Source organism: Streptomyces sp. (assembly GCF_031181555.1).
GTDB lineage: Bacteria > Actinomycetota > Actinomycetes > Streptomycetales > Streptomycetaceae > Streptomyces > Streptomyces fimbriatus.
Genome location: NZ_JAPSKQ010000037.1, coordinates 32,913 through 45,372 on the forward strand (window position 1 = coordinate 32,913; position 12,460 = coordinate 45,372).

At 72.8% G+C, this 12,460-nt stretch carries 9 protein-coding genes; 5 read left to right on the top strand and 4 right to left on the bottom strand.

Translation table 11 applies throughout. The features are described from left to right. Positions 1 to 82 precede the first annotated feature (82 nt). From RIM90_RS10975 to RIM90_RS10985, 3 genes are all read left to right on the top strand, one after another. Positions 83 to 1,312: a histidine kinase gene (locus RIM90_RS10975; RefSeq protein WP_309060433.1), complete on the top strand. Its 1,230-nt coding sequence runs from the start codon at positions 83 to 85 to the stop codon at positions 1,310 to 1,312. 22 nt (positions 1,313 to 1,334) lie between these two features. Then, positions 1,335 to 2,021, top strand: coding sequence for a response regulator transcription factor (locus RIM90_RS10980; RefSeq protein WP_309060434.1), 687 nt, complete (start codon positions 1,335 to 1,337; stop codon positions 2,019 to 2,021). A 158-nt stretch (positions 2,022 to 2,179) separates the two neighbouring features. Next, a complete protein-coding gene (locus tag RIM90_RS10985) occupies positions 2,180 to 5,302 on the top strand; it encodes an efflux RND transporter permease subunit (RefSeq protein ID WP_309060435.1) in 3,123 nt (1,040 codons plus the stop codon). A gap of 83 nt (positions 5,303 to 5,385) precedes the next feature. On the opposite strand, the gene nadA is transcribed toward RIM90_RS10985, so the two are convergent. Beyond that, a complete protein-coding gene (nadA, locus tag RIM90_RS10990) occupies positions 5,386 to 6,570 on the bottom strand; it encodes a quinolinate synthase NadA (RefSeq protein ID WP_309060436.1) in 1,185 nt (394 codons plus the stop codon). 339 nt (positions 6,571 to 6,909) lie between these two features. On the opposite strand from nadA, the gene RIM90_RS10995 reads away from it, so the two are divergent. Beyond that, on the top strand, positions 6,910 to 7,266 hold the full coding sequence (locus RIM90_RS10995; RefSeq protein ID WP_030340884.1) for an iron-sulfur cluster assembly accessory protein: 357 nt from the start codon (positions 6,910 to 6,912) through the stop codon (positions 7,264 to 7,266). 96 nt (positions 7,267 to 7,362) lie between these two features. Here the strand turns inward: RIM90_RS10995 and RIM90_RS11000 are convergent, their stop codons facing one another. Together RIM90_RS11000 and RIM90_RS11005 are read right to left on the bottom strand one after the other, a co-directional pair. Continuing rightward, a complete protein-coding gene (locus RIM90_RS11000) occupies positions 7,363 to 9,267 on the bottom strand; it encodes a hypothetical protein (protein WP_309060437.1) in 1,905 nt (634 codons plus the stop codon). A 189-nt stretch (positions 9,268 to 9,456) separates the two neighbouring features. After that, complete coding sequence (locus RIM90_RS11005) at positions 9,457 to 9,666, bottom strand: hypothetical protein (RefSeq protein ID WP_309060438.1); 210 nt, start codon at positions 9,664 to 9,666, stop codon at positions 9,457 to 9,459. Positions 9,667 to 9,795: 129 nt separating this feature from the next. Between RIM90_RS11005 and RIM90_RS11010 the strand changes: the two genes are divergently transcribed. Further along, positions 9,796 to 10,770 carry a carbohydrate kinase family protein gene (locus tag RIM90_RS11010; protein WP_309060439.1) on the top strand — a complete coding sequence of 325 codons (975 nt, stop codon included), beginning with the start codon at positions 9,796 to 9,798 and terminating at the stop codon, positions 10,768 to 10,770. 9 nt (positions 10,771 to 10,779) lie between these two features. On the opposite strand, the gene RIM90_RS11015 is transcribed toward RIM90_RS11010, so the two are convergent. Beyond that, positions 10,780 to 12,171, bottom strand: coding sequence for an aminotransferase class V-fold PLP-dependent enzyme (locus RIM90_RS11015; RefSeq protein WP_309060440.1), 1,392 nt, complete (start codon positions 12,169 to 12,171; stop codon positions 10,780 to 10,782). Positions 12,172 to 12,460 lie beyond the last annotated feature (289 nt).

Below are 12,460 nucleotides of genomic sequence, written 5' to 3' on the forward strand. Positions count from 1 at the left end.
CCTGGGGGCGCGGCCCCCAGGACGGTCCCCGGACACCGGGCGTCATGGGAACGGGCGCCCACTCCGGCTACGGTGAACAGCCGTGAGCACCTTCGAGCGCGCCCGGTGCCGGCTGCGGGCCCACCCCTTCGCCCTGGACGCGGCCCTGGCCGCGGGCGTCCTGGTGTGCATGGTGGCCGGGTCCTTCGTCGATCCGCACGGACCGGACGGCGTCACCTGGGGCGTGCGCACCCCCGACCCGCTCAGCCTGGTCCTCATGGCCCTGGGCGCCGCCGCACTCGTCTTCCGGCGCCGCGCTCCCCGCACCGTGCTCGCCCTCGCCGGCGGTGTCTCCGTGGTGGAGTCCGTCACCGGCGACCCCCGCGCCCCCGTCGCCATGTGCGCCGTGCTCGCGCTCTACACCGTCGCCTCCACCACCGACCGTCCCACCACCTGGCGCATCGGCCTGCTCACCATGACGGTGCTCACCGGCACCGCCATGGTCGCCGGCTCCCTGCCCTGGTACGCCCAGGAGAACCTGGCGATCTTCGCCTGGATCGGCATCGGCGCCACCGCCGGCGACGCCGTCCGCAGCCGCCGCGCCTTCGTCCGGGCCATCCGCGAGCGCGCCGAGCGCGCCGAGCGCACCCGCGAGGAGGAGGCCCGCCGCCGGGTCGCCGAGGAGCGGCTGCGCATCGCCCGCGATCTGCACGACGTGGTCGCCCACCACATCGCCCTGGTCAACGTCCAGGCCGGGGTCGCCGCCCACGTCATGGACAAGCGGCCCGACCAGGCCAAGGAGGCCCTGGCCCACGTCCGGGAGGCCAGCCGCTCCGCGCTCAACGAACTGCGGGCCACCGTCGGGCTGCTGCGCCAGTCCGGCGATCCCGAGGCGCCCACCGAGCCGGCGCCCGGCCTGGACCGCCTCGACGAACTCGCCGGCACCTTCCGCAGCGCCGGACTGCGCGTCGAGGTCGCCCGGGACGACCAGGGCACCGTCCTTCCCGCCGCCGTCGACCTGGTCGCCTACCGGGTCATCCAGGAGGCCCTCACCAACGTGCAGAAGCACGCCGGCAACGACGCGAAGGCGGAGGTCAGCGTCGTCCGCGTGGGACCCCACATCGAGATCACCGTCCTGGACGACGGCACCGGCGACGACCGGGGCAGCGCCCCCGGCGGGCCCGGCGGGGGACACGGACTGCTCGGCATGCGCGAGCGCGTCACCGCCCTGCACGGCACCCTCACCACCGGTCCCCGGTACGGCGGCGGTTTCCGCGTCCATGCGATCCTGCCCGTCAAGACCCGCACGTCCGCCGCCCAGGACGGCCCGTGACCAGCGCACCGGGGGAGCCCTCATGACGATCCGTGTCCTGCTCGCCGACGACCAGGCCCTGCTGCGCAGCGCCTTCCGGGTGCTCGTCGACTCCGAGCCGGACATGGAGGTGGTGGGCGAGGCGTCCGACGGCGCGGAGGCGGTCCGGCTGGCCCGCGAGCGGCGCGCCGACGTCGTCCTCATGGACATCCGGATGCCCGGCACCGACGGCCTCGCCGCCACCCGCGCGATCAGCGCGGACCCCGAACTCGCCGCGGTCCGGGTGGTGATCCTGACGACCTTCGAGGTCGACGACTACGTGGTGCAGTCGCTGCGCGCCGGTGCCTCCGGCTTCCTCGGCAAGGGCTCCGAGCCCGAGGAGCTGCTGAACGCCATCCGGATCGCCGCCGAGGGCGAGGCCCTGCTCTCCCCGGCCGCCACCAAGGGCCTGATCGCCCGCTTCCTCGCCCAGGAGGACGCGGCCGGCGAAGCCGACCGCGACCCCGCCCGCGCCGAACGCCTCGACCCGCTCACCGTCCGCGAGCGCGAGGTGCTCGTCCAGGTGGCCGGCGGGCACTCCAACGACGAGATCGCCGAACGCCTGGAGGTCAGCCCGCTGACCGTGAAGACGCACGTCAACCGGGCCATGGCCAAGCTGGGCGCCCGCGACCGGGCCCAACTGGTGGTGATCGCCTACGAGACGGGCCTGGTACGTCCGAGGGTGGACTGAGCCCCGGCGGCCGTACTGCGGGGGGAGTAGGCGCCGTACGAGGATTTGGACCTCAAGGCTACGGGTCGGCCCCCTTCGATGGCCCAGGGTGTAGACCGGGCGCCCGGCTGCGCCCGTCCATGCACTTCTGCCGCTCACAGAAGAGAGACCCGTAACCCATGTCCTGGCTGTCCAGATTCAGCCTCGCGCAACGGGCGCTGATCGGACTGATGTCGATCATCGCGCTCGTCTTCGGGGCGATCGCGATCCCCCAGCTCAAGCAGCAGCTGCTGCCCACCATCGAACTGCCCATGGTCTCCGTGGTGGCGCCGTACCAGGGCGCCTCACCGGACGTGGTCGAGAAGCAGGTCGTCGAGCCCATCGAGGACAACCTGGAGTCCGTCGACGGCCTCACCGGCGTCACCTCGACGGCCGGCGAGGGCAACGCCGTGATCATGGCGTCCTTCGACTACGGCAACGACACCAAGACGCTCGTCGCCGATGTCCAGCAGGCCGTCAACCGGGCCCGTGCCCAGCTCCCGGACGACGTGGACCCGCAGGTCGTCGCCGGCTCCACGGACGACATGCCGACCGTGGTCCTCGCCGTCACCTCCGACAAGGACCAGCAGGCGCTCGCCGACCAGCTCGACCGGACCGTGGTGCCCGCCCTGGAGGACATCGACGGCGTGGGCCAGGTCACGGTGGACGGTGTACGGGACCTCCAGGTCACCGTCACCCCCGACACCGCGAAGCTGGCGAAGGCGGGGCTCACGTCGCAGTCGCTGGCCCAGGCCCTCCAGGCCGGCGGGGCGACCGTCCCGGCCGGCTCCTTCGACGAGGACGGCGCCAACCGCACCGTCCAGGTGGGCGGCGGCTTCACCTCGCTGAAGCAGATAGAGGACCTGATGGTCACCGGCGAGCCCGGCGGGGGCGAGCCGGTCCGCCTCGGCGACGTCGCCACGGTGAAGCAGGAGGAGGCCCGGACCGACTCCCTCACCCGGACGAACGGCGAGCCCAGCCTCGCCGTGATGGCGACCATGGACCACGACGGCAGCGCGGTCGCGATCTCCGAGGCGGTCGAGGAGATGCTCCCCGACCTGCGTAAGGACCTCGGCTCCGGCGCCACGCTCACCGTCGTCAGCGACCAGGGCCCGGCCGTCTCCAAGGCCATCGAGGGACTGACCACCGAGGGCGCGCTCGGTCTGCTCTTCGCGGTCCTGGTGATCCTGGTCTTCCTGGCGTCGGTCCGCTCGACCCTGGTCACCGCGGTGTCCATCCCGCTGTCCGTGGTCCTCGCGCTGATCGTGCTGTGGACGCGCGACCTGTCGCTGAACATGCTGACGCTGGGCGCGCTGACCATCGCCATCGGCCGGGTCGTGGACGACTCCATCGTGGTCCTGGAGAACATCAAGCGGCACCTCGGCTACGGGGAGGAGCGCCAGTCGGCGATCCTGAACGCCGTGCGCGAGGTGGCGGGCGCGGTGACGTCCTCGACGCTCACCACGGTCGCCGTCTTCCTGCCGATCGGCCTGGTCGGCGGCATGGTGGGCGAGCTGTTCGGTTCCTTCAGCCTCACCGTCACGGCCGCGCTGCTGGCGTCCCTGCTGGTGTCGCTGACCGTGGTCCCGGTGCTGTCGTACTGGTTCCTGCGCCCGCCGAAGGGCACGCCCGAGGACGCCGAGGAGGCGCGCCGGCTGGCCGAGGAGAAGGAGGCGAAGAGCCGCCTCCAGCGCCTCTACGTCCCCGTGCTGCGCTTCGCCACCCGGCGCAGGCTGACCAGCGTGGCCATCGCGGTCGTCGTGCTGATCGCCACCTTCGCCATGGCGCCGCTGCTGAAGACCAACTTCTTCGACCAGGGCGAGCAGAAGGTCCTCACCGTCCGGCAGGAGCTGAAGCCCGGCACCAGCCTGACCGCGACCGACGCCCAGGCGAAGAAGGTCGAGAAGCTGCTCGGCGACACCGAGGGCGTCAAGGACTACCAGGTGACGGTCGGCTCGTCCGGCTTCATGGCGGCCTTCGGCGGCGGTACGGACACCAACCAGGCGACGTACCAGGTGATGCTGGAGGACTCCGCGTCCTCCGAGGACGTGCAGGACCACCTCGAGAAGGGGCTCGGGAAGCTCGACGGCATCGGCACGACCACCATCGCGGCCGGTGACGGCTTCGGCAGCCAGGACCTGAGCGTGGTCGTCAAGGCGGCCGACGCGCAGGTGCTGCGCAAGGCGGCCGACCAGGTCCGGGACGCGGTGGCCTCCCTGGACGACGTCACGGACGTCACCAGCGACCTGGCGCAGAGCGTGCCCCGCATCTCGGTGAAGGCCACCGACAAGGCCGCCGAGGCCGGTTTCAACGACCAGACCCTCGGCGCGGCCGTCGCCCAGGCGGTGCGCGGCACCCCGGCCGCCCAGGCGGTCCTGGACGACACCGAGCGCGACGTCGTCATCCGGTCGGCCAAGCCGGCCACCACCCTGGAGCAGCTGAGGAACCTGCGCCTCGGCGCGGTGAAGCTGGGTGACATCGCCACCGTCGAGGTGGTGGACGGCCCGGTGTCCATGACCCGGATCGACGGTCAGCGCGCGGCCACCATCACGGCCAAGCCGACCGGTGACAACACGGGCGCGGTGAGCACGGACCTCCAGGCGAAGATCGACTCGCTGACGCTGCCGGCCGGCGCGACGGCGGAGATCGGCGGCGTGTCCGAGGACCAGGACGAGGCGTTCGCCAACCTGGGCCTGGCGATGCTGGCGGCGATCGCGATCGTCTTCATGCTGCTGGTCGGCACCTTCCGCTCGCTCGTCCAGCCGCTGATCCTGCTGGTGTCCGTCCCGTTCGCGGCGACCGGCGCGATCGGTCTGCTGCTGGTCACGGGCACCCCGATGGGCGTTCCGGCGATGATCGGCATGCTGATGCTGATCGGCATCGTGGTGACCAACGCGATCGTGCTGATCGACCTGATCAACCAGTACCGCAGGCAGGGCTACGGCGTGGTCGAGGCCGTGCTGGAGGGCGGCCGCCACCGTCTGCGGCCGATCCTGATGACGGCCCTGGCGACGATCTTCGCCCTGCTCCCGATGGCGCTCGGCATCACCGGCGAGGGCGGCTTCATCGCCCAGCCGCTGGCCGTGGTGGTGATCGGCGGTCTGCTCACGTCGACGCTGCTCACCCTGCTGCTGGTGCCGACGCTCTACGCGATGCTGGAGCTCCGCAAGGAGCGGCGCGCGAAGAAGAAGGCGCTGAGGAAGGGGACGGCGGCCCCGGAGACCGCCGCGTCCTCGGACGACCCGGAACCGGCGCAGGTCTGACCGGTCCCGCACACAGGCGAAGGCCCACCCGGCACCGAGGTTCCGGGTGGGCCTTCGTCATGGGCGACGGCGGCGCCGAGCGGTTACGGCAGCGCCAGCATCCGCTCCAGCGCCAGCTTCGCGAACGCCTCGGTCTCCTTGTCCACCTCGATGCGGTTGACCAGGTTGCCCTCGGCGAGGGACTCCAGGGCCCACACCAGGTGGGGGAGGTCGATGCGGTTCATGGTGGAGCAGAAGCAGACCGTCCTGTCGAGGAACACGATCTCCTTGCCCTCGGGCGCGAAACGGTTCGCCAGCCGGCGCACCAGGTTCAGCTCCGTGCCGATGGCCCACTTGGAGCCGGCCGGGGCCGCCTCCAGCGTCTTGATGATGTACTCGGTCGAGCCGACGTAGTCCGCGGCGGCCACGACCTCGTGCCGGCACTCCGGGTGCACGAGGACGTTCACGCCCGGGATCCGCTCGCGCACGTCGTTGACCGAGTCGAGGTTGAACCGGCCGTGCACCGAGCAGTGGCCGCGCCACAGGATCATCTTGGCGGCGCGCAGCTCGTCCGCGGTCAGTCCGCCGTTCGGCCTGTGCGGGTTGTAGACGACGCAGTCCTCCAGGGACATCCCCATGTCCCGCACCGCGGTGTTGCGGCCGAGGTGCTGGTCGGGCAGGAAGAGGACCTTCTCGCCCTGCTGGAAGGCCCACTCCAGCGCGCGCTTGGCGTTCGACGAGGTGCAGATCGTGCCGCCGTGCTTGCCCGTGAAGGCCTTGATGTCGGCGGAGGAGTTCATGTACGACACCGGCACGACCTGCTCGGCTATGCCGGCCTCGGTCAGCACGTCCCAGCACTCGGCGACCTGCTCGGCGGTGGCCATGTCGGCCATGGAGCAGCCGGCCGCGAGGTCCGGCAGGACCACCTTCTGGTCGTCGGACGTCAGGATGTCCGCGGACTCCGCCATGAAGTGCACACCGCAGAACACGATGTACTCGGCCTCCGGACGCGCGGCGGCGTCCCGGGCCAGCTTGAAGGAGTCGCCCGTGACGTCGGCGAACTGGATGACCTCGTCGCGCTGGTAGTGGTGGCCGAGCACGAAGACCTTGTCCCCGAGCTTCTCCTTGGCCGCGCGGGCGCGCTCCACCAGGTCCGGGTCGGACGGCGAGGGCAGGTCGCCGGGACACTCCACACCGCGCTCGCTCCTGGGGTCGGCCTCACGGCCGAGGAGCAGCAGGGCGAGGGGCGTCGGCTGTACGTCGAGCTCCTGGGTCTGGGCGGTGGTCACGACACGCACCCTTTCTGTTCTGCGGCTCGCCGGGCCGGTCTGGGCCGGACCCGGCGGGACATGCGGGACACCGTTTCGACTTTTCGTCGAATTGACGCTATCTATCATAACCGGTTCACGTCATGTTGACGACGGGCCATGGCGTCCGTGTGACGTGAATCCCGGCACGCGCCCTTTCATTCCCGGAAGGCCCCGCAAGAGCCGTTTTCCGCTCCGCGCGGTGTGTGCGAGCATGAGGAAAGAGCCGAAGAGAACGAGCGCCCGGCCCGGAATGAATCCGCGGCCCCGCCGGTTGCAACCGTCGGCAAGCAGTCTCCGTACAACCCGGGAGAGATGTAGATGTCCGTATCGGACGAGACCACCACCGTCACCGACGGCATCATCCTGACCGACGCCGCCGCGGCCAAGGTCAAGGCCCTGCTCGACCAGGAAGGCCGTGACGACCTCGCGCTGCGTGTCGCCGTCCAGCCCGGCGGCTGCTCCGGCCTGCGCTACCAGCTCTTCTTCGACGAGCGTTCCCTCGACGGCGACGTGGTGAAGGACTTCGGCGGTGTGAAGGTCGTCACCGACCGCATGAGCGCCCCGTACCTGGGCGGCGCCACCGTCGACTTCGTCGACACCATCGAGAAGCAGGGCTTCACGATCGACAACCCGAACGCCACCGGCTCCTGCGCCTGCGGCGACTCCTTCAGCTGAGCCGGGACCCTTCCCGGCCCGCGCACGCCGGAGGCGGCGGCCCCCACCGATGGGGGGCCGCCGCCTCCGGCGTGTCCGCGGGGCCCGCGCCCGGGCCTACCGCGCCCCGGAGGGCGGTGCCGGCAGCCGCGCGCCGTCCTTCAGGAGCGGGACCGGCTCGCCGTCCGCGCCCACGACCTCACGGCCGCCCAGCGGTTCCTCCAGCCGCACCGTCTGCCGGTACTCCTTGGCGATCAGGATGCAGACCTTGTCCGTCCGCTTCGTCTCGGTCACGGTGACCGTCACCCGGTCCGCGCTCTCGCTCGCCGTCGCCTCGTAGTCGGCGCACACCCCGCCCGTGAAGGCCACGGTCAGCTCCGTGCCCTCGGCGGTGTAGCCCTCGACGGCGACGTTCCGGGTGGAGGTCGGTTCGTCGCCCGGCGCGGTCGGCCCGGAGCTGGGCCGCCCCGACCGGTCCTGCGGGGCCAGGTACTCCGGGTCCACCGCCGGGTACGTCACCGTGAGGGCGTCCCCCGGACCCGCCGGCCGCACCTCGAACAGCCAGGACGGCACGAGGGCCGGCCGGCCGTCCACGGCGTGCGCGGCCAGCCCGAACACCGCCGAGCGGACGGTGAGCGTGTCCTTCTCCGGCGGGATCGTCGCCGTACCGCACGGCTCCTGGTGCCCCTGCTCCTCCAGCGGTACGGGACTGGCGCAGCCGCCGATCCCCGCGCGGTGGCCGGCGCCCGGCGCCGCGTTCATCAGGTCCAGCGCCTCCTCGGCGCTCACCACGGGGTACGCGGCCCCCTTCACCGGCTCCGCGAGCCGGCCGCTGCCCCTGACCACCTCGCCCCCGGCACCGACGACCACTCCGGTCGTCCAGCCGTGCGTGGGCAGTCCGCCGACCTCGGGGTCGGCGTTCACCACGCGGTTGCCGCCCGTGATCTGACCCGCGTCGAGCTTCGCGTCGTCCTGGCCCACCGCCTTCAGGACGGGCGCGGCCGCCTTCTTCGCGACGGCCTCGCTCACCGCCGGTCCGCCGGTGGGAGGGGTCGAGCACGTCGCGCCCTTGCAGGCGTCGGTGCCCGCGGCGTACCGGCTGAACGTCCAGGCACCGGGTGCCTGCCGGTCCACCCGCAGAGTGGGCCCGGAGCCGTCCTGACCGCCGATCCGCCAGGCCCCGCCTTCCGCCACCGGCTTGCCGTCGACCCCCAGCGCCTTCGCCAGCGCGGCCACCCGCTCCTGGGTGACCTGTCCCCCGGCGCGGTACACCGGCGCCGAGCCGGGACCGTCCGGGAGCGTGCCGTCGGCGCGGTAGGTGGCGCCGTAGGGGTTGGGCTCGCCGGGGGCGATCCCGTTGCCGGAGTCCTCGGAGAAGCCGTCGAGCGCGAGCGGCGGGGGAGTGGCGTCCCCGTTGGCCCCCGGCGCCGTCCCGCCGCCCGGACCGCCGGAGGCACTGGCGGCGAGATAGGCCCCGCCCCCGCCGGCGAGCAGTACGGCGGCGGCGACGGCGGCGACGAGCGCGGGTGACCTCCGCCGGGACGACGACGGGTCGCCCGCGGCGGCCCGGTCCCCGACCACGGGCTCGCCCGCACCGTCCACCGGACCCCCGCCGGCACGCACCCCCGCGCCGCCGGAACCCGCCACCCCCTGCGTCCCGGACCCACCGCCGAGCCGGCCCCCGGCACCACCGGCCCCGGTCTCCGCGCCCGGGGCTCCGGTGGCACCGGTCGCGGTCTCGGCGTCCGGGACCCTGTCGGCCCCGGCCCCGGTCCCGGCGCTCCGGGTGTCGCCGTCGTGCTCCGCGTCCTGGGGCCCGTCGGTACCGGTGCGGGGATCCGTGTTCCCGGACGCGACGGCATCGGCACCGGCGCCGGAGGGTGCGGGGGCCTGTCGTTCCCGGTGGGGCCGTCGCTCCGGAGCGCTCGGCTCCCCGCCGCCCGAAGCGCCCCCCGTGTCGCGCGCGCTGCCCGGGGCGGTCCGCGCCTCGGCGTCGTCGTGGTCGGGTCGCTCGGTGTTCACCGCATCGCTCCTTCGGCTGCACAGCTGTCCCGGAAGACCCTGCCCGGTCGTGCCGGGACCGCTGGTGGGTCGTATCCCGCATCCCCTTCACGGGGGACAGCGATGGGACGCAGCGGGGGAGCGCACGGTTCCCCTGGAGCGCCGGTCCGGTCGGCGGCGGCTCCGGGGACGGCCCGGTCGCCCTACGGCTCAGTCGCCGTACTCCGACATCGCGTCCAGGAGCCGGGCCGACGCCGGCGGCACGGTCACGCCGTGGATCAGGGACGGGGGGACGGGCCGGGCGGCGACCCGGTCCGGAGCCGCCCAGCGGGGAGCCATCCGGGCGCAGTCACCGCGCAGCGACGCCAGGTCGCCTTCGAGGTCGGCCGGAGAGGGGGCGTGGACCCTGAGGTTCGTCATGTCGGCACCGTACGCAGGCCGAAGGTCACGAAGAAAGGTCTACTATCGGGTAGTTTTGTCTGCTTCTACGGGCGGTCCTCACCCGGTAGCGTGAAGTGTCAAACCGCCTCCCTCAGGAGAGTCCACGCCGTGCGCATCGCAGTCACCGGCTCCATCGCCACCGACCACCTCATGACCTTCCCCGGGCGCTTCGCCGACCAGTTCGTCGCGGACCAGCTGCACACGGTCTCGCTGTCCTTCCTGGTCGACAACCTCGACGTGCGCCGGGGAGGGGTCGGCGCGAACATCGCCTTCGGGATGGGCCAGCTCGGCACCCGGCCGATCCTGGTCGGCGCCGCGGGTTTCGATTTCGACGAGTACCGGGCCTGGCTGGACCGGCACGGCGTCGACACCGCCTCCGTCCGCATCTCCGACACCCTGCACACCGCCCGCTTCGTGTGCACCACGGACGCCGACCACAACCAGATCGGCTCCTTCTACACGGGCGCGATGAGCGAGGCCCGCCTGATCGAGCTGAAGACCGTCGCCGACCGCGTGGGCGGCCTCGACCTGGTCCTCATCGGCGCCGACGACCCGGAGGGCATGCTCCGGCACACCGAGGAGTGCCGCTTGAGGGGCATCCCGTTCGCCGCAGACTTCTCCCAGCAGATCGCCCGGATGGACGGCGAGGAGATCCGGATCCTGCTGGACGGGGCGACCTACCTCTTCTCCAACGAGTACGAGAAGGGGCTCATCGAGACCAAGACGGGCTGGACCGACGCCGAGATCCTCGCCCGCGTAGGCCACCGCGTCACCACCCTCGGCTCGCGCGGCGTGCGCATCGAGCGCGAGGGCGAGGACCCGATCGAGGTCGGCTGCCCCGACGAGGAGCGCAAGGCCGACCCGACCGGCGTCGGCGACGCCTTCCGCGCCGGCTTCCTGTCGGGCCTCGCCTGGGGCGTCTCCCTGGAGCGCGCCGCGCAGGTCGGCTGCATGCTCGCCACGCTGGTCATCGAGACCGTCGGCACCCAGGAGTACCAGCTGCGCCGCGCCCACTTCATGGAGCGCTTCACCAAGGCCTACGGCGACGAGGCCGCGGCCGAGGTGCAGAAGCACCTGGCCTGACCGGCAGGCTCAGGAGACCCGGCGGACCACATAGGCCGAGCCACGGTCCGCCGGTTCCTCCCCGACGTACTCCTGCCCGCGCATCTCGCACCACGCCGGGATGTCCAGCCGGGCCGCCTCGTCGTCCGCGAGGACCCGCACCAGGCCGCCCACCGGCACGTCGCCGATCACCTTGGCCAGCTCGATCACCGGGATCGGGCAGCGCCGCCCCACCGCGTCCACGACCAGGGCGTCGCTCCGGTCGTCCACCGGAACGGCCCCGGCGGCGGACACCGGCGCGCCCAGCTTCTCCCGGACCCCCGCCACCACCCCGGGCAGGACGGACAGGAACCGCTCGACGTCCTCCTGAGCCGTCCCCGGCGGCAGCGAGACGCGGATGTTGCCCTCGCTCAGCACCCCCATCGCCCGCAGCACGTGGCTGGGCGTCAGCGTGCTGCTGGTGCAGGACGACCCGGAGGAGACGGAGAAGCCGGCGCGGTCCAGCTCGTGCAGCAGTGTCTCCCCGTCGACATAGAGACAGGAGAAGGTGACGATCCCCGGCAGCCGCCGCTCCGGGTCGCCGACCACCTCCACGTCCGGCACCAGCCGGGGCACCCGCGCCCGGATCCGCTCCGTCAGTTCCCGCAGCCGTGCGGCCTCCTCGGCCGCCTGAGCCCGCACCGCCCGCAGCGACGCCGCCGCGGCCACGATCGCCGGGAGGTTCTCGAACCCGGCGACCCGTCCCGACTCCCGTTCGTCCACCGGTCCCTGGGGCGCGAACCGCACCCCCTTGCGCACGACGAGCAGCCCGACCCCGGGCGGCCCGCCCCACTTGTGCGCACTCGCCGCGAGCAGCGACCACTCGCCCTCCACCGGCCCCCAGCCCAGCGACTGGGCCGCGTCCACCAGCAGCGGCACCCCCGCCGCCCGGCAGACCTCGGCCACCTCGGCCACCGGCTGCGCGGTCCCCACCTCGTGGTTGGCCGACTGCAGACAGGCCAGTGCGGTGTCCGGCCGCAGCGCCTCGGCGTAACCCGAAGGAACCACCGCCCCCTCGCGGTTCACCGCCACCTCGGTGACCGAGCCACCGCCGGCCTGGTGAACTTCCCCCGCATGGAGTACCGAAGAGTGTTCGACCGCGGACACGATCAGGTGACGCCCCACCCGCCGCCGTCCCGCCAGCGCCCCCGCGATCCCCGCGTGCACCGCCTGCGTACCCGACGGAGTGAACACCACCTCGTCCGCCCGGCACCCCACCGCCTCGGCGGCCGCCTCCCGCGCCGCGTCCAGCAGCATCCGAGCCCGCCGCCCCTCCCGGTACAGCCGGGCGGGATCCGCCCACCCCTCGTCGAGTGAGGCCCACAGCGCCTGACGGGCCACAGGGTGAAGGGGGACGGCGGAAGCGGCATCGAAGTAGGACACGCCTCAACGCTAAACCCGGGGGAGGGCGGCGCCCTCGGGGGTGCGGGGCTGTTCCGGTACGCGGCTCCGCCGCGCGGGCGCGACCGGCCGCGCACAACCCCACCCGCCAAACCAGCGAACCACTCGAGCTACTAGGCACCCCTCCCCGCGAACCCCCGAAGAGCGTCGGCTAGGGTTTGGTCCGCATAAACATCCAAACCCCTGCCCGACGCAGGGCGGCGACCGACCAGCGAGAAGGCCAGGCCGCAGCCGTACAGCGCGGGCGAGACTCTCGGGAAGGCGCTACGTG

Excerpts from the sequence above, each read along its gene's own strand:
- RIM90_RS10980 (WP_309060434.1), top strand. The coding sequence starts at position 1,335 with ATGACGATCCGTGTCCTGCTCGCCGACGACCAGGCCCTGCTGCGCAGC.
- RIM90_RS10985 (WP_309060435.1), top strand. The coding sequence starts at position 2,180 with ATGTCCTGGCTGTCCAGATTCAGCCTCGCGCAACGGGCGCTGATCGGA.
- RIM90_RS10995 (WP_030340884.1), top strand. The coding sequence starts at position 6,910 with ATGTCCGTATCGGACGAGACCACCACCGTCACCGACGGCATCATCCTG.
- RIM90_RS11005 (WP_309060438.1), bottom strand. The coding sequence starts at position 9,666 with ATGACGAACCTCAGGGTCCACGCCCCCTCTCCGGCCGACCTCGAAGGC.